Genomic DNA, 15,287 nt, shown 5'->3' with positions numbered 1-15,287 from the left:
GGGGCCCGGGGCGGGGGGGGGGGTCCACCCCCCCCCCCCCCCGGCCGGTTTCCGGTTCGCGCCGGCGCGCAGGCCCGCGGCCTGCAGCGCCGCCAGGGCCCGCGCGAGGGCGGCTTTCGAGGCGGCTCTAGCCATCTTCGCTTCCGTTTGCTTGGGAGGCTGCAAGCCGTAAGCTCTGCGCTAGGGCAAGGGCCTGGGCCTGCGTCAGTCTCCAGGCGTGGTGACCGTAGATGTCCGAGACCTGAACGCGGATGAGAGGCGCGTGGTCGACCCACACCTCACCGATGCCGATTGTCGTGCGGAACGCCACGCTGAATCGTCGCCCCTCGGCCGGTGGCGGGAGGCACAAGCGGCGGTCAGCCGACATCTTCGCCCCCGGCTTCGATGGCGTCCTCGAGGTCGAGCTGGACGTTGTCGTACTCGCCGCGGCGGATGGCTTCGGCGAGGCTTTGCGCGCCGTTCTCGTCCCAGTCGTGGGTGTCGGCCTCGCCGTAGGCCCAGCCCTCCTCCGCCAGGAGAGCGTCCAGGGCGAGGGGGGCGATTCTGGCCGCCTCGGTGTAGGTCAGCGGCTCGGGCGCATCCTCGTCATCGTCGGCGGCGCCGCCGCTGGCGACAAGGCAACCGATGACAGCGGCCTCGAAGTCGGCGCGCGGCATCGCGTCGGGGTCCATCTCGACCGGCCGGGCCGCGGGGGTCTCCAGGCCGGCGGCGACATTCACCGCCGCGACCAGGAAGCGCAGGAACGGCAGGCGCTCCTCCCGCTCATAGTGATAGAGGCCGGCGGTGACCTCGCGCCCGCCGGCGTCGATGATCCCGCCGGTCTCGTCCAGGTAGAGGGGGAGCTTCCAGCCCAATTCGTCGGACTTGCCGGTGAGCAGTCCGGTGAAGGCGCCGAGGTTGACCGACAGAGCCTCGCGCAGTTCCGGCTCCAGCGCCGCGGACGCCTTGAGCCGATCCAGCCGCCGCCGCTCCGCCTCAAGCCGTGCTTGCACCTGGCGGTCCGCGGAAGCCTTGGACTCACGCTCACGTTCGAGGCGGGCGTTGCGCTTGGCCTCGATCTCCGCGGCGATCTCGGCGGAGGGGGTGAAGGGGGGTGGGGTCAGCCAGGGCGTCGCGTAGCCGCCGGATTGGCCGGCGTCGTAGTCGGCCTTCAGCCCGTAGACCATGACCCGCAGGGTCGGGATGTTCTTCGCCCGGAACTTGGCGTCCAGCGCCGAGGGAAATAGCTGACGCAGACAATAGTCGCCGTTGTAGCCCGTGTTGACCAGCACTTGGCCGGTCTCCACGCCCTCGACGCGAACGGGAGAGGGATTGTCGATCAGGTTCCGCTTGCGCAGCTCGGCGAAGACGCCCTTCGCGTCCTCCACCCGACAGGTGATCGACACGCCGTTCTCGCCGCGATCGATCCACTCGACCGTTCCGGCGACGATCGTCGCCTTGCCGCCGCCGAAATAGTAGCTGGTGAGGGGCTCGGCGGCGAGCTTCTCGTAGAGCTCCATGATCGCCAGCTTGGCCGCGTCGCTCAGGGGTTCGGGCTGCTGGTCCAGCCATGCCTTGGCGGCCGCCGGCTCGATCCGGCCGGCCTCGAGCTCGGTTTGCTTGATCGGCGGCAGCCGGTCCCAAATCGCCAGGACCGTGCGGGCGCCTTCGATCTTCAGGCGGCCGTCGTCCAGCAGGGCCTGCATGGCGGGCGAGAGCTGGAGGAGCTGCAGGCGCTGCTGGGCCCAGCGCTGGGTGAAGCCGATGTCCTGGGCGATGTCGGCTGTGGAGCGGCCGTCGAGCTCGACCAGTTGCTGCAGGGCGCGCGCCTCCTCGAGCGGCTTCAGGTCGCGGCGCTGTAGGTTCTCGACCAGGGCCAGGCGCCGGGCGGTGACCTCGTCGACCTCCCGGACGGTGTGCGGGATAGGCCAGTCCTCGGGCAGATGGCCGTCGGTCATGGCCTCCAGTATGGCGCGGAAGCGCCGCTCGCCGGCGATCAGCATATAGGCCGGGCAGGGCTGGTCGGTGAGCGGATGGGGGACCGTCATGTCCGCGACCGGGCGCAGGACCAGGTTCTCGATCAGGCCGTCGCGGACGATCGAGGCCGAGAGCTCGGCCAGGGCGGCCTTGGCCTCCTCGCTGTCGAAATCCTTGCGGGGATTGTGCGGGTCGGCCTGGATCTGCCAGGCGAAGATCGTGGACGCCGGCGGCGGGCTCGCCTCGGCGCGGTCCAGGGCGTCGAGCGCCTGGTGGCCGAGGTCGATGAGGACCGGGCGGGGGTGCTTGGGGCCGCCGTCGAGCTGGAGCAGGCCGGCCTTCTCCAAGGCCTTGAGCGACTTGCGGAGGTTGTCCGCGTCGCGATCGACCAGCCGCGCCAGGTCGGCGACGGTGTTGAAGTCCTGGTCGCGGAGGGCGCGCAGGACCTCGGCGTTGGCGAGGGCGAGCGGGGTGAGGATAGGGGCGTTCACGTCAGCCTCCGATGAGAAAGGGGAATGCGCCGAGCAGGCGGCCGACCAGCAGCAGCCCGGCCGCGCCGAGGACGGACCAGCCGATGTTCGCGAGCGTCTCGCGCGCGGCCGGGGTGAGCAGATGTGGGCGGGGCCGGCGGGTGGTCATGTGCGCATTCCTTTGCTGCGCTGTGGGAAAAGGGAGGGGCTAGGCCGCGTTCTTGCGGCGCGCCTGGGCGAGTTGGTCGAGGGCCGCGCGGACATCGCCGGCGTCGAGCCCATAGGCGACCAGGGCCAGGACGGCCGATCCGCCGCCCGCCTCGGCCGAGGGGCCGTGCAGTTCGAGGTCGTCGCCCGCGACCGCGACGGTCAGGGCCCAGGGCTCGACCTGCAGGCGATGGCACAGATGGGCCAGGGCCATGGCGGGGGTGACGGTCCACATGACCAGCCAGCGGCGGTTGTCGCCGATGGCGGCCTCGCCGACGCCGGGCGCGAACGGGGTCAGGTGGATGGAGACATGGCGCTTGGTCATGCGCCGGCTCCAGCCAGGGCCCGGGCGATCTCGGCCGAGGCGCGTAGGATCTCGACGAGGCCCCAGGCGCAGACCGCCATCCAGACGATCCAGACCAGCCAGAACACCCAGCGCAGACGCGCGAACGGCGTTCGTGTGTGGAGCGGCCCAGGCATGTCAGGCCGCCGTCGCGATGGGCTGGGCCGCGAACAGCGCGCCCTGCAGGACGTGGCGGTCGCCGCCGTTCAGCCAGGCCCAGCCGATATAGGCGCAGCGCGCGCCGTCGTCGGCGAGGGTCCAGACCGAGACGCCGCGGCGCGGCGTCGGCTCGCCGCGCAGCTGAAGGGCGACGTTGAGCAGCTGGATCGCCCGGCCGGCCCGGGCGCGATGGATGGCGCGGGCCAGCTCGGCCAGGGACGCGAAGGCCACCGGCTTGTCGAGCGCCCGATCCGGGCGGCGCAGCAGGGCGTAGTCGATACGGTCCGGCAGGGCCGGCCGCGCCGCATCACGGCGGGCGTCGGCGGCGAATTGCGGGACAGCGGACGCCGCGGCGCGCGGCGTGGCAAGCGGAGCGATCTGCAAGGGCGAGCCCCCGTATGTCCGCGCCGGACCCAGTGAATGGGTTTCTTACAGACGCCTTCCACCAGACCTCGGGGCACGATCGCCTTGCTCGTCCGGCGCGGAACGGGAGGATAAAAAGGACTAATGGTCCTATACGTCAAGGCCCATTCGATAAAATAGACATGACAAAATGGCCCGATCGTTCGGACTTGTGGTGAATTGAGTCCTCGGAGGATGTGGGCAAGCTTGGCCGCGTCGCAAGTCGAGGGAGAGCCGTGCGGTGGGCTGGTTGAAGGGACTATTCGGCGTTAATCGCGTAATGATCCCCGAGTTTCCGCTCGAGAATCTGCCGAGCTTTGACTTCGTCGCAATCGATGTGGAAACTGCGGCGAGGGGCTATCACACCATCTGTCAGGTCGGTTTAGTTGGCTTTAAAGACGACGAGGAGGTGTTCGCTCGCGAGGTGCTGATCGATCCAGACTGTGCGTTCGAAAATACCCACATTCATGGCATTGATGCCGCTCAGGTAAGGGGAGCTCCCGGCTTCCGCGCGATTTACAGCCAATTCAGAGACCTGCTGTCGAGTGGTATAGTTGTTTCCCATAGCCAATTTGACTCGGCTGCAATGCGGGCAGCTTGCCGACATCATGGCGTTGCGGAGATTTCCGCGCGTTGGGTTGATAGCGCAGTTGCGGCGCGTGTCGCTTGGCCGGATTTAGCGAACCACAAGCTTCCCACCCTGGCGGCCGAGATCGGGCACCAATTTAGGCATCACAGCGCTGTCGAGGATGCGCGTGCATGTGGGTTGGTGATGCTGGAGGCGCTTCGGCGGACAGGCTTTGATCTGTTGCAATGGGTGGATCGACCTGCTGTGCAAGGCGTGAGTTTGGGAGCGCAGTCGGTTCAGCGCAAATTTAGCTCAAGGGTCGCTCGAGCCCCGTCAGCGGCGAGGGTCGGCGGGGCCTTCGACGGGGAGGTCGTGGTCCTAACTGGCGACTTCGAACTGTCAAAAGCCGAGCTTGCTGACGCAATTGCAGCAGCGGGGGGCGAAGTGGCCGCAAACGTCACCCGAAAGACCACGATCCTTGTGGTGGGTGATCGTGATCCTTCAAATTTCGGAGGCAAGGCCAAGAGCGGTAAGCAGCAGAAGGCCGACGATCTGATCGCCCGCGGGCAGGCAATCCTAATCTGGGCGGAAGGTGATCTGCGTTCGCGTCTCGGTTCCTAGCGCCGTCGCCATGGCCACGCGGCGTGAATAGACTGGACTTTGATGAGGGGAATTCGAACTTCTTGTTCTGGGTTGTACTGAAATAAAAACAGATACCCGTCGCGTTGGCCTCTGTATTCCTTAATCAGGCCGCTGCCGTCCGTCAGTTCCACTAGAACGTCGTCGTTTCGCACCGGGGGGACGTTACGTTCGACCATAACGGCTTCGCCGGAGCGAAGGCGCGGGTACATGCTCTCGCCCACCAACCGTACGATAAAGGCGTCGCCGCGTAGAAGGCCGTTGGGCACGGCGACTTGATCCAGTATCTGATCGCTCGCCAACGCTACACGATCGTCGCCGCCGGCTGCGGCGTAGCCAAACACCGGCACGTGTTGGACGTTCGCGCTCTGCACCGGCTCGGCCTGTTCGGCGGCCGGATCCGCCTCAAGGAACGCTTCAATCCGTTTGGCTTGGCTGGCGGTCGGTTCCCCCTTGCGCTTCAGCCGGCGGCTTAGGTCGCTTGGGTCAAGATCAAGGTATCGCGCAAGTCGGCTCTTCGCTCCTCGGCGAAGGTTCTTCAGCCGGTCGTCCACGTCTCGCCACGTCTGGATATTCGTCATGACGGCGAACATCGGTGGAAAAAGGGCCGATCCGCTATTGACTGATGGGCTGCGAATCACCGAACCAATTGGGACCAATAGTCATAGACGAATGGTCCTATGTCCGAATTTCAGAGCGGTGACAACATTCAGCCTCCTCTTTCACCTTCCAGGCGAGTGCGCAACGCCTTGGGCGCGAAGCGTTTGGCCGCCCTGTGCGACCGAAGCACGGAGGCGGTGCGCAAATGGGACCGCGGGGTGTCGAAGGGCGGCACCGGCGGACTGATTCCCGCGCCATTCCAGGCGCGCATTCTGCGGGAAATCGAGGCGGAGGGATTGCCGCTGACCGCTCGTGACCTCATCGCGGACCCGCTGCCATGATCGACCAGCAGGATCAATGGATTGCGCAGTATCGTGACTGGTTAGCTGCGAACCTTGGCGAAGATCTCGTTGAGGATCGTGAGTTCCGCCGAGAGTGCGGACCTTCCGAAGGCGTCCTGTTGCGGGTCGGTCCCGGCCTTTGCGGGGTTCGAGATCCAGACCTCAAGTTTCTCTGCCCGTTCTGTCAGGAGGCGTTTGAGCGGCTCGGGGCCCAGTTCATCGAAAACGGCGTGGGCCAGGAGCCAGGCCGCCTCGCGGGCGCCGATAGCTCGCGCCTCGGCGTCGAGGACGGCAGGGTCTGCGTGGGGCAAGGTCAAGTTTCGCCTCCCGATGTTGGTGTTGTGCTGACACAGCAGAAGAAGGCGAGTCGGCCGGCGGCGGAAAGGTCGCCGGCCGGCACCTCTCCGCGAGGCGCGCCATGACGCGAACGCCGTTCGCGCGCGCGGCGCATCCGACCGCGCATGACCTGAAGCTGTGGGGCCAGCTGGTCGACAAGGCGCTGGCCGCCGGGCGCAAACCGGACGGCGACGGCCAGGCGCTGCGCAAGGCGGCCGAGCGGGCGTTCAAGGCGCGCATGCCGGTCGGCCAGCAGACCCGGGCGAGCGCCTGCGTGCATCTGGTGACGGTGGCGCGGGATTGGTGGCGGCGACCGCCCGAGGATCGCGCGGCGTTCGCCGACGACCTGGTCGACGTCGCCGAGATGGTGGCGGCGATCCTGGCCGATCCCGCGGGGTCCGCGGCCGGGCGCCGGGTGCTGCCGCCCGGAGATCGGTGAGGGACATGAGCAACCTGCAGGGCGAGGAGGCGCGCGTGAGTGTTTCCGAGGCGGCCCGCCGGGCCGATGACAGGCATGTGGCCGCGGTGATGGCGGCCGGCGGATTCGGGCCGACGCCTGATCGGCCGGCCGCCGCCAGCGCTGTCGCCGGGGGGGGGCAGATGAGCTCTGATCGCGCCGCGTCGCCCGCGCCGTCGCTCTCTCCCTCGCCCCTGGCGATCCCGCCGCGCGGCGAGACGGCGCGGCGGGCGATCTCGCCCTTGACCCTCACCCATGTGACGCCGGGCATGGCCTGCGCCATCCGGCCGCGGTTCGAGTGGACCCGGCCGGGCGAGCTGCTGGTCGACGAAGCCTATCAGCGGCAGATCTCGGATCGGTCGCTGGAGCTGATCCGCAAGATCGTCGCCAACTGGGACTGGCGGCGGTTCAAGCCGCCGGTCGTGGCCAGCACGGACGCCGGGCTGGTGGTGATCGACGGCCAGCACACGGCGATCGCCGCGGCCACCCATCCCGAGATCGACGAGATCCCGGTGATGATCGTGGTGGCCGACGACCAGGCCGCCCAGGCCAAGGCGTTCGTCGGCCAGAACCGCGACCGGCTGGGCATCACCCAGATGCAGATCCATTTCGCCGCCGTCGCGGCGGGGGACGAGGATGCGCTGACCATCGACCAGGTGTGCGCCCGGGCGGGGGTGAAGATCCTGCGCTGCCCGCCCGGCAACGGCGCCTATCGGCCGGGGGATACGGTGGCGGTCCACGCGATCGGGGCGCTGGTCAACCGCCGCGGGGCGCAGAAGGCGCGGATCGTGTTGCAGGCCCTGGCGGAGGCGCGGTGCGCGCCGATCAACGCCGGACAGATCAAGGCCGTCGAGATGCTGCTGCACGACGGCGAGTATCGCGACCATGTCGAGGCGGGGGACGTCACCTCGGCGCTGATGGCGCTGGGCGTGGGCGCGGCCGAGCAGGAGGCGAAGGTGTTCGCCGCCGCCCACAACGTCCCGCAGTGGCGGGCGCTGGGCATCATCATTTTCAGGAGGGCCCGCCGTGGACGTCGACGCACGGATTGAGGGCCTGCAGGCCGAGGTCGACCGCCTGCAGGGGCGGGTCGACCAGCTGGAGGCGGCGATGGGCATGACGATCGCCGCGCCGCTGGAATGGCGGCTGACGCCAGCCGAACAGCGGGTGTTCGGGGTGCTGATGGCCCGCGAGCTGGCCACCAAGGACGCGGTGATGGCGGGCGTCTATCGCGACGCCGGCCGCGACGAGCCCGAGATCAAGATCGTCGGCGTGTTCGTCTGCAAGATCAGGGCGAAGCTGAAGCGCTTCGAGATCCCGATCGAGACAGTGTGGGGCCAGGGCTATCGGCTGCCGGCCGCGGCGAAGGCGCGGGTGCGCGAGCGCCTGGCGTTGGAGGCGGCATGAGGAAGCCCAAGGGCCGCGGCGCGGTGATGGCGCAGCATGCGCCGGCGGAGGTCGACGGCGACAGCCAGGTGATGCGCCACTATCGGCGGCTGGAGTTCTTCCCGACCCCGCCGTGGGCGGCGCGGGCCGCGGCGGAGGTGGTGCTGAGCCTCGATCCCGGTGCCTGGGACGCGGAGGACCCCTGCTGCGGACAGGGGCATTTCGCCCATGGGCTGAAACCCTATTTCCGCACGGTGGCGACGGCCGACATATATGACCACGGCTGGGACGGCCAGGACCGGGTGTGCGACTTCCGGTCCCGCGACCGGGATATGCCGCCGCCAGACTGGTACTTCATGAACCCGCCCTTCAGCCTGGCGGCCGACTTCATCCACCTGGGCCTGGTACGGGCGCGCCGTGGCGTCGCGGTGTTGGCGCGCCAGGCCCTGATGGAGAGCGCGGGGCGCTACGAGTTGATGTTCGGCGCGGGCTCGGGCTTCGTCGCCTATGCGCCCTATATCGAGCGGGTGGCGATGACCCTGGGGCGTTGGGACCCGCGGGCGTCCACGGCGACCGCCTATGCGGTGTTCGTGTTCATGACACCGGAGGCGCGGCCGCGCCAGGCCGGCGCGCATCCCATCGTCCTGCCGATCGCGCCCGGGTCGAAGGCGCGGCTGACCCGGGCCGATGATGCGAGGCTGTTCGGCGTGACGACGTCGGCGCCGTTGCTCGAGCGGGGCGCGGCATGAGCCAGCCCTTGTTCTTCAAGGTCCAGATCGCGTTGGCGGGCGCGCCGCTCGAGGACGCCTGGCGCGTCCTCAACGACAGTTTCGCGTTCTGCATCGCCCAGGGCGCCGACGACATCGAGGAGATCGATCGGCTGGTCGACATCGCCGCCGGCGACCTGAAGGCGGCGGTCCGCCGTTATTGGCCCGAACTCCAGGACCTCAAGCGGTTGCGGAGGGAGGAATGACGGCGGCGCCTGATCCCTTCGAGCTCGCGCGCTCGGCCGACATCGAGGCGGTCGCCGGCGAGGTGCGCCTGTTCCGCGCCGGCCAGCGGATGCGCGGGGAATGCCCGATCTGCGGGGCGTCCAAGGGCAAGCGGAACGGCGGCGCTTTCTCGATCGATCCCGAGGCGCGGACCTTCCATTGCTTCGCCTGCGGAGAGGGGGGCGATGTGATCCGCCTCGAGCAGCTGCTGCGCGGCGGGTCGCTGCGCGAGGCGGCGGGGCGATTGGCGGGGACGAACGTCGCCCCGGCGGGCGTTCGGGCGGCGCGGCCCCCGCCGCGGCCGCGGACGCCAGCCGACCAGGAGACCAGCGGCGATCGGATGGCGCGGGCGCTGTGGCGCGAGGCCGCGCCGACGATCGCCGGGACGCTGGCGGCGACCTATCTGCAGCATCGCGGGATTGCCGCCGACATCGTCGCGCTGGTCGGCCGGCGTTTGCGCTTCCACCCGTCGGCGCCCTGGGGCTGGAGCGAAGAGCGGCGGGACTGGGTCCGGGCGCCGGCGATGCTGGCCCGGGTGGATACCTCCGCCGGGCCGACCGGCGGGCTGCACGCGACCTATCTGGCGCCGGACGGCCGCGGCAAGGCGCGGCTGGAGCCGGCGAAACGCATGTGGGGGCGACAGGCGGGCCGCGACGGCCGCCCCGGCGGGGCCTGGCTGATCGGCGCCGAGGTCTCGGCCGCCATCGCGCGCTCGCCGCTGGTGGTGGGCGAAGGGATCGAGAGCACGCTCTCGGCCGTGCAGTTGCAGGGACGGCCGTGCCGGGCCGTGGCGGCGCTGTCGTTGGGCCACCTGCAGGGCGGCGCCCTGAAGGACCGATGGGGCCGGATCGATCCGGCGATGATGTCGGCCGACCCCGAGGCGCCGGCCTTCACCTGGCCGGACGCCGGCGAGGTGCTGATCGCAGTCGATCGGGACATGTCGCCGATCGAGGTCAAGGTGCGCGCCCATATGGGAGGGACGCTGCGCCGGCGGCTGTCGGCCGACGAGCGCGCGCGGATCTGCGCGGGGCTGGCCATCCAGCATTGGCGGGCGGCGGGGGCGAGCGCGGCGCGCGCCATCGCACCGGCGGCAGGCCGGGATTTCAATGTCGAGTTGCAGGAGCGCCTGTCGTGAGTGGGGATGGGGGCTATGAGTTCGCCGGGGCGGTGTCGCCCGAGAAGCTGGCGCGGCACGAGCTGAACGATTTCGGCAACGCCATGAGGCTGATCCAGCTGGTCGGCGGGGAGATCGACGGCGTCGGCGATGTCGATGTCGCGGCCGCGACGCTGCTCTATCTGCGGGAAATCGGCTGGATCGGCTGGAACGGGCGCCATTGGGACCTCAAGCTCGGCCAGCGCCTGGCCGAACGCACCGCCCATAAGGTGGCGCGGGGCCTCGTGGCCCAGCACACCCACCTGGTCGCGAACGGCGCTTCGAAGAAGGAGGTGTCCGACTTCATCAAGGGGAGCGGCAACGCCGGGCGGATCGCCTCGATGCTGAAGGTGGCCGAGAGTTATCTCCAGGTGGACCTGGAGGATTTCGACCACGATCCGCTGGCGCTGACCGTGCGCAACGGCACGCTGAAGTTCCAGCGCGAGCCGGGGGACGGGCTGAAGATCCGTTTCTCGGCCCACGATCCGGCCGACCGGATCACGCGTATGGCCGATGTCGATTACGATCCCAAGGCGCAGGCGCCGGAATGGGAGCGCAGCCTGGCCGCCTGGCAGCCCGACATAGAGATGCGGGGGTTCCTGCAACGGGCCATCGGCTATGTCGCGACCGGCTATACCCATGAGCAGGTGTTCCTGATCCTGCAGGGCAAGGGGCGGGACGGCAAGTCGACCATGGTCGGGGCCCTGCGCGAACTGCTGGGCGCCTATGCCGACGTCGCCGACGTGCGGACGTTCCTGGATGTCGGCCAACGAGGCGGGGCGGACGCCTCGCCCGACCTGGCGCGCCTGGCCGGGGATTGCCGCCTGGTCAGCGTGGCCGAACCGCCACGCGGCGCGAAATTGGCCGAGGCGATGATCAAGAGCTTCACCGGCGGGGCCCCGATCCTCGCCCGGCGGCTGCGCCAGGACCTGTTCAGCTTCATGCCGAAGCCCAAGGTCATCATGGAGTGCAACAGCCGGCCGGTCATCAAGGGCGACGATGACGGCATCTGGCGGCGGATCTTCATCGTGATGTTCGAGCACCAGGTCGCCAAGGACAGGGTCGACCGCCAGTTGCCGGAGCGGCTGCGGCGCGAGTATCCCGGAATCCTCAACTGGATCATCCAGGGCCTGGGAGACTGGCTGTCGCGCGGCCTGGACCCGCCCGAGCGGATACTGCAGACGCTCGAGGACTACCGCAAGGGCTCCTCGCCGTTCGGGGAATGGTTCGTCGACTGCGTGGAGCTGGACGCACAGGCCAAGACGCCAGCGGCCGACTTCTACAACTCCTACAAACACTGGTGCGAGGGCCAGGGGATCGAGCGGCCGATGAGCCAGACGGCGTTCGGCAACGCCCTGGCCGACCGCCAGGTGATCCGCGCTGGGAAGGACAGCGCCGGCCGCGTGCTGCGCATGGGCGCACGCCTGCGCAAAACCCGTTTGGATGGCGGTTCAGGCGCCGGCGGCCAGGGCGGTTCCGACCCTGACGACAATCCGTTCGACCCGCGTGACTACGGCCTGGGGGACGGACAGTGACGGACAGTACGGACGGTCGGAGGGTGTGGGGGCGGCGCGATCGGGCGGAAACGGACGGTTCGGCTATCCGGCGAGGGCTGACCGTCCGGCGTGGAAGTCGCGGAAAACGCTAGGAAAACGGATAGTCCGGACGGTTCGGACAGTTGTGGCGGGGTGAGGCGTTAGCGGGCGCGTGACGCGCGGCGCAGGTGTGTAGGCGGATGTGTGTCTGGGTGTGTGCTTGGGCTTGGATGTGATGGGGATGATGATCAACAACAGCGAAGCGAAGAACGAAAAGAAGACGGCGGTCGTCTGGGTGGTGGTGGTGGCCAAGCCGGGGCAGGAACGGCGCGCCCAGCGTGAGCTGAAACAGCAGGGCTTCGAGACCTACCTGCCGATGAAGTTGTCGCAGAACCGCAAGAAGGAGCTGGTGGCCGCGCCCTTCTTCCCCCGCTACCTGTTCGCCCGCGTGAGCCTGCACATGCAGGATTGGAAAAAGATCTGGTCGACCTATGGCGTGCAGGGCCTGCTGGCTGGGTCCGCCGACCGGCCCATGGGGGTCAGCGATCTGGTCGTCGAGCGCATCCAGGCTGAGGAGGAGGGCGGCTTCATCAAGATGGGCCTGGATACGGACGTGCCCGAGCTCAAGCGTGGCCAGCGGGTGCGGGTCGAGGGTGAACTGGGGATCGAGGGCATGTTCCTGGAGATGGTTGACGATCGTCGGGCGGCGCTCCTAACCTCGCTGTTCAGAGGTGATTCGCGCCTCACCGTGGACTTGCGCAAGCTGAAGGCCGCGGGCGCCGACTAGGACATCGCCGCACTCTCATCACTGAGGCCTCATTGCGAGGCCCAGTGCGGTAGCCGTCCAAACCCCCTCATCAGACTAGGCCCGCCGGGTTCCGCTCGGCGGGCTTTTCCGTGGCCCAACGGGCGGTTCCTCGAGCAACTGGGCGGCGGCGGGGTCAGCCATGTCCTGCCGCCGCCCGCCTTTGGGAGCAGCCCATGCCTTTCCTGCCGAAGCCCTTCCGGCCGGCCAGTCAGCGCACCCGTAGCGAGGTGCGTCAGGCCGCCGACCAGCGCCGTGGGTCCGCCCGGGCGCGAGGCTATGACAGCCGTTGGGACAAGGCGGCCAAGGCGCACCTGGATCGCAATCCGCTCTGCGTCTACTGCGCCATGGGCGTTTGGGGCGACGAGCCGCGCGACACCGCCGCCGTGCTGGTGGACCACCTGATCCCGCATCGTGGCGATATGGCTGTGTTCTGGTCCCGCCGCGACTGGGTCTCGTCCTGCGAGGCATGCCACAGCGGCCCCAAGCAGCGGATCGAACGCCGCAGCGCCGCGCTCGCCGTCTTCGCGAACGACGTTCGCCGCCACCTCGCCGCCGGGGCCCCGACCCCGGGGGGCGGGTCAATTCCCTAAAACCCGCGTCTTACGGACCGGCGGGGGAATCTCGTGCAAGTTTCCGGGTGTTTCCGGGCAACATTTTTTTGGGAGGCTGGCGATGCGTGGGCCGAAGCCGAAGCCGGCTGGCGTGCGCGAGCAGCTGGAGCCGGTGCGCAGCAAGCGCAAAGGCCGGCCACCGGAGGCGGCCCACGCATCGCCGGCCACCGGCCCGGTCGCGCCGGACTGGCTCGAGGGCGATGCGCTGGAGGAGTGGAAGCGCCGCGCTCCAACGCTTGCCGCGGCCAAGCTGCTCGGCCCGGCCGACGTCGCCGCCTTCGCCCGGTACTGCGCGAACTTCGCCCGCTGGCTGGGGATGTTCCGCAAGCTGCAGGAAGAGGGCGAGTACTACGTGGTCGAAAGCCCGCATGGCACGTACAAACGCCCGCATCCGTTGGGGGCTCGGATCGAGACGCTGGAACTGCGCCTGGTCGCCGCCGAGGATCGGTTCGGCATGAACCCGGCCGAGCGCCAGCGGATCATGGCGGCCCGGGCCCAGACCGGGGTGAGCGGCGATCTGTTCGCGTCGGCGCCGAAGGCCGACACGCCGCGGCCTGCTGAGGTTATTCCTGGCGCCTCGCCGATCGGGCTGCTGAACTAGCACATGAAGCTGCGTCCCGCCGCGGCGCCGGCGCGTCCGCAGGCGCTTCTGAGGTATCCAGCCGCAACCTGGTCTCCCGAGCGGAGCTGCTGGGTCGAGGGAGACTTCTGGTACGACGAGGCCACGGCCGACAAGGCGGTCGGATTCTTCGCAGATCACCTGCGCTTCACGACCGGCGAATGGGCGGGGCGGCCGTTTTCGCTCGAAGGATGGCAAGAGCACGACATCGTCCGCCCGCTGTTCGGGTGGAAGCGGCCGGACGGCACCAGGCGGTATCGGCGCTGCTATGTCTGGGTGCCGCGGAAGAACGGGAAGACGGAGCTCGCCGCCGGCATCTCGCTGTTGATGCTGCTCGGCGACGCCGAGCCTGGCGGCCAGGTGTTTTCGATCGCCTCGGAGAAGGAACAAGCCTCGATCGTCTTCGAGAAGGCCGGTGTGATGGTGGCCTATTCGCCCACGCTGTCGGGCCTGCTCGAAACCCCGAAGACCGCGATCTATTCGGCGACGCTCAACGCTTCTTTCCGGCCATTGTCGGGCAAGCCCCAGGGCAAGCACGGCCTCAACATGTCGGGCCTGGTGGGCGACGAAATCCACGAATGGCGGAACGGCGACCTCTACAAGTTCGTGCATGACAGCGCGCGATCGCGGCGCCAGCCGCTCGAGGTGCTGATCTCGACCGCCGGCGTTAAGGGGACCTACGGCGAACAGGCGTTCCTCGATTGCCAGGCGATCCTGGCCGGCGAGATCGACATCCCCGACACGCTGGTGGTGGTCTACGCCGCCGATCCTGACGACGACTGGACCGACCCCAAGACCTGGGCGAAGGCGAATCCGAACCTCGGCGTGTCGGTGAAGCTGGAGGCGATCGCCGCTGAATGTCGGGAGGCTCAGCAGCTTCCCCGGCTGGAGAACGACTTCCGGCGCTACACCCTCAACCAGTGGACCGACCAGGCGGTGCGCTGGCTGCCGATGAGCGGCGTCGACGATCAGGGCCGGGGCTTTGGCTGGGATCATTGCAGCGGCCCTATCGGATGGAGAGACCTCGAGGCTCGGCTGCTCGGCCTGCGTTGTTTCGGCGGCCTGGACCTGTCGGCGGTCACCGACCTCTCGGCCCTGGTCTGGTGGTTTCCGATCCAGCCGGGGCTCGAGGTTCCGGCGGTGCTCGCCCGGTTCTGGAAGCCGGCGGACTGGATCAAGACGCACACGGACCGCGACCGGGTTCCATATGATCAGCTGGTAAAGGACGGCGCCTTGCTGACCACGCCCGGCAACGTCATCGATCATGAGGCCATTCGCCGCCGGGTCATCGAGGACGCGACGAAGTTCAAGGTGGCGTTCCGCAATGAGAAGCGGAAGCCGGACGAAGGCGGGATCGCCGTCGACCGCTTCGACGCCACCGAAACCCTCGTCCGGCTGGGCGGAGAAGGTCTTCCGGCGATCCCCTATGGCCAGGGCTTCCTGTCGATGTCCGGCCCCGCGAAGGAGCTGGAGCGCCTGGTGCTGAAGAACGGCTTCCATCACGGGGGCCATCCGCTGCTTCGGCGGCACGCCCAGGCGGTGTCGGTCGAGACGGACGCGGCTGGCAACATCAAGCCGTCTAAGGAAACCTCGACGCTGCGCATCGACGGCATCGTCGCCCAATGCATGGCGCTGGGCATCGCCGCCAAGGACAGCGGGCCCAAGCAGTCGGCCTACGAGACCCGCGGCCTGCGCACGATCTGAGAGG

At 68.8% G+C, this 15,287-nt stretch carries 20 protein-coding genes; 13 read left to right on the top strand and 7 right to left on the bottom strand.

Translation table 11 applies throughout. The annotated features are described in order from the left end of the window. Positions 1 to 356 precede the first annotated feature (356 nt). From ACE3TL_RS08730 to ACE3TL_RS08710, 5 genes are read right to left on the bottom strand one after another with little or no spacing between them, the layout of a single operon-like run. Positions 357 to 2,447, bottom strand: a complete 2,091-nt coding sequence (locus tag ACE3TL_RS08730; RefSeq protein WP_374578327.1) for a ParB/RepB/Spo0J family partition protein — start codon at positions 2,445 to 2,447, stop codon at positions 357 to 359. A 1-nt stretch (position 2,448) separates the two neighbouring features. Next, on the bottom strand, positions 2,449 to 2,595 hold the full coding sequence (locus ACE3TL_RS08725) for a hypothetical protein (protein ID WP_374578326.1): 147 nt from the start codon (positions 2,593 to 2,595) through the stop codon (positions 2,449 to 2,451). 39 nt (positions 2,596 to 2,634) lie between these two features. After that, complete coding sequence (locus ACE3TL_RS08720) at positions 2,635 to 2,958, bottom strand: hypothetical protein (RefSeq protein ID WP_374578325.1); 324 nt, start codon at positions 2,956 to 2,958, stop codon at positions 2,635 to 2,637. Next, complete coding sequence (locus tag ACE3TL_RS08715) at positions 2,955 to 3,113, bottom strand: hypothetical protein (RefSeq protein WP_374578324.1); 159 nt, start codon at positions 3,111 to 3,113, stop codon at positions 2,955 to 2,957. The genes ACE3TL_RS08720 and ACE3TL_RS08715 overlap by 4 nt, the downstream gene beginning before the upstream one ends. Position 3,114: 1 nt before the next feature. Then, positions 3,115 to 3,519 (bottom strand): hypothetical protein, encoded by a 405-nt coding sequence (locus tag ACE3TL_RS08710; RefSeq protein WP_374578323.1) that lies wholly within the window; start codon positions 3,517 to 3,519, stop codon positions 3,115 to 3,117. Between the two features lie 259 nt (positions 3,520 to 3,778). Here ACE3TL_RS08710 and ACE3TL_RS08705 point away from each other — a divergent pair, with 259 nt between their 5' ends. Beyond that, the gene (locus ACE3TL_RS08705; protein ID WP_374578322.1) at positions 3,779 to 4,726 is read left to right on the top strand and encodes an exonuclease domain-containing protein; all 948 of its coding nucleotides are present in this window, start codon (positions 3,779 to 3,781) and stop codon (positions 4,724 to 4,726) included. On the opposite strand, the gene ACE3TL_RS08700 is transcribed toward ACE3TL_RS08705, so the two are convergent. Continuing rightward, complete coding sequence (locus ACE3TL_RS08700; protein WP_374578321.1) at positions 4,723 to 5,298, bottom strand: helix-turn-helix transcriptional regulator; 576 nt, start codon at positions 5,296 to 5,298, stop codon at positions 4,723 to 4,725. The genes ACE3TL_RS08705 and ACE3TL_RS08700 overlap by 4 nt on opposite strands. A gap of 126 nt (positions 5,299 to 5,424) precedes the next feature. On the opposite strand from ACE3TL_RS08700, the gene ACE3TL_RS08695 reads away from it, so the two are divergent. Then, positions 5,425 to 5,685, top strand: coding sequence for a hypothetical protein (locus ACE3TL_RS08695; RefSeq protein WP_374578320.1), 261 nt, complete (start codon positions 5,425 to 5,427; stop codon positions 5,683 to 5,685). Positions 5,686 to 5,726: 41 nt separating this feature from the next. Here ACE3TL_RS08695 and ACE3TL_RS08690 read toward each other — a convergent pair whose 3' ends face one another. Beyond that, complete coding sequence (locus tag ACE3TL_RS08690; RefSeq protein WP_374578319.1) at positions 5,727 to 6,002, bottom strand: hypothetical protein; 276 nt, start codon at positions 6,000 to 6,002, stop codon at positions 5,727 to 5,729. 101 nt (positions 6,003 to 6,103) lie between these two features. Between ACE3TL_RS08690 and ACE3TL_RS08685 the strand changes: the two genes are divergently transcribed. From ACE3TL_RS08685 to ACE3TL_RS08635, 11 genes are all read left to right on the top strand, one after another. Then, positions 6,104 to 6,460 (top strand): hypothetical protein, encoded by a 357-nt coding sequence (locus ACE3TL_RS08685; protein ID WP_374578318.1) that lies wholly within the window; start codon positions 6,104 to 6,106, stop codon positions 6,458 to 6,460. 5 nt (positions 6,461 to 6,465) lie between these two features. After that, positions 6,466 to 7,527, top strand: coding sequence for a hypothetical protein (locus tag ACE3TL_RS08680; RefSeq protein WP_374578317.1), 1,062 nt, complete (start codon positions 6,466 to 6,468; stop codon positions 7,525 to 7,527). Next, positions 7,505 to 7,882 carry a helix-turn-helix domain-containing protein gene (locus tag ACE3TL_RS08675; protein ID WP_374578316.1) on the top strand — a complete coding sequence of 126 codons (378 nt, stop codon included), beginning with the start codon at positions 7,505 to 7,507 and terminating at the stop codon, positions 7,880 to 7,882. Before ACE3TL_RS08680 ends, ACE3TL_RS08675 begins: the two co-directional genes overlap by 23 nt. Further along, complete coding sequence (locus tag ACE3TL_RS08670; protein ID WP_374578315.1) at positions 7,879 to 8,610, top strand: hypothetical protein; 732 nt, start codon at positions 7,879 to 7,881, stop codon at positions 8,608 to 8,610. The genes ACE3TL_RS08675 and ACE3TL_RS08670 overlap by 4 nt, the downstream gene beginning before the upstream one ends. Further along, positions 8,607 to 8,834, top strand: a complete 228-nt coding sequence (locus ACE3TL_RS08665; RefSeq protein ID WP_374578314.1) for a hypothetical protein — start codon at positions 8,607 to 8,609, stop codon at positions 8,832 to 8,834. The genes ACE3TL_RS08670 and ACE3TL_RS08665 overlap by 4 nt, the downstream gene beginning before the upstream one ends. After that, a complete protein-coding gene (locus ACE3TL_RS08660; protein WP_374578313.1) occupies positions 8,831 to 9,988 on the top strand; it encodes a CHC2 zinc finger domain-containing protein in 1,158 nt (385 codons plus the stop codon). Before ACE3TL_RS08665 ends, ACE3TL_RS08660 begins: the two co-directional genes overlap by 4 nt. Continuing rightward, the gene (locus tag ACE3TL_RS08655) at positions 9,985 to 11,541 is read left to right on the top strand and encodes a phage/plasmid primase, P4 family (protein WP_374578312.1); all 1,557 of its coding nucleotides are present in this window, start codon (positions 9,985 to 9,987) and stop codon (positions 11,539 to 11,541) included. Before ACE3TL_RS08660 ends, ACE3TL_RS08655 begins: the two co-directional genes overlap by 4 nt. Positions 11,542 to 11,776: 235 nt before the next feature. After that, a complete protein-coding gene (locus tag ACE3TL_RS08650) occupies positions 11,777 to 12,328 on the top strand; it encodes a transcription termination/antitermination NusG family protein (protein WP_374578311.1) in 552 nt (183 codons plus the stop codon). Positions 12,329 to 12,522: 194 nt separating this feature from the next. Continuing rightward, positions 12,523 to 12,939: a hypothetical protein gene (locus tag ACE3TL_RS08645; protein ID WP_374578310.1), complete on the top strand. Its 417-nt coding sequence runs from the start codon at positions 12,523 to 12,525 to the stop codon at positions 12,937 to 12,939. Positions 12,940 to 13,021: 82 nt separating this feature from the next. Then, positions 13,022 to 13,561 carry a phage terminase small subunit P27 family gene (locus ACE3TL_RS08640; protein WP_374578309.1) on the top strand — a complete coding sequence of 180 codons (540 nt, stop codon included), beginning with the start codon at positions 13,022 to 13,024 and terminating at the stop codon, positions 13,559 to 13,561. 3 nt (positions 13,562 to 13,564) lie between these two features. Then, entirely contained in the window at positions 13,565 to 15,283 is a 1,719-nt protein-coding gene (locus ACE3TL_RS08635; RefSeq protein ID WP_374578308.1) for a terminase large subunit, read from the top strand. Positions 15,284 to 15,287 lie beyond the last annotated feature (4 nt).

This window comes from Phenylobacterium sp., assembly GCF_041920015.1.
Classification (GTDB): domain Bacteria; phylum Pseudomonadota; class Alphaproteobacteria; order Caulobacterales; family Caulobacteraceae; genus Phenylobacterium.
This window is presented reverse-complemented; position numbering and strand designations above follow the sequence as displayed.

Coding starts and splice junctions, on each gene's coding strand:
- ACE3TL_RS08725 (WP_374578326.1), bottom strand. CDS start 2,595: ATGACCACCCGCCGGCCCCGCCCACATCTGCTCACCCCGGCCGCGCGC.
- ACE3TL_RS08720 (WP_374578325.1), bottom strand. CDS start 2,958: ATGACCAAGCGCCATGTCTCCATCCACCTGACCCCGTTCGCGCCCGGC.
- ACE3TL_RS08715 (WP_374578324.1), bottom strand. CDS start 3,113: ATGCCTGGGCCGCTCCACACACGAACGCCGTTCGCGCGTCTGCGCTGG.
- ACE3TL_RS08695 (WP_374578320.1), top strand. CDS start 5,425: ATGTCCGAATTTCAGAGCGGTGACAACATTCAGCCTCCTCTTTCACCT.
- ACE3TL_RS08685 (WP_374578318.1), top strand. CDS start 6,104: ATGACGCGAACGCCGTTCGCGCGCGCGGCGCATCCGACCGCGCATGAC.
- ACE3TL_RS08680 (WP_374578317.1), top strand. CDS start 6,466: ATGAGCAACCTGCAGGGCGAGGAGGCGCGCGTGAGTGTTTCCGAGGCG.
- ACE3TL_RS08670 (WP_374578315.1), top strand. CDS start 7,879: ATGAGGAAGCCCAAGGGCCGCGGCGCGGTGATGGCGCAGCATGCGCCG.
- ACE3TL_RS08665 (WP_374578314.1), top strand. CDS start 8,607: ATGAGCCAGCCCTTGTTCTTCAAGGTCCAGATCGCGTTGGCGGGCGCG.
- ACE3TL_RS08660 (WP_374578313.1), top strand. CDS start 8,831: ATGACGGCGGCGCCTGATCCCTTCGAGCTCGCGCGCTCGGCCGACATC.
- ACE3TL_RS08650 (WP_374578311.1), top strand. CDS start 11,777: ATGGGGATGATGATCAACAACAGCGAAGCGAAGAACGAAAAGAAGACG.
- ACE3TL_RS08645 (WP_374578310.1), top strand. CDS start 12,523: ATGCCTTTCCTGCCGAAGCCCTTCCGGCCGGCCAGTCAGCGCACCCGT.
- ACE3TL_RS08640 (WP_374578309.1), top strand. CDS start 13,022: ATGCGTGGGCCGAAGCCGAAGCCGGCTGGCGTGCGCGAGCAGCTGGAG.
- ACE3TL_RS08635 (WP_374578308.1), top strand. CDS start 13,565: ATGAAGCTGCGTCCCGCCGCGGCGCCGGCGCGTCCGCAGGCGCTTCTG.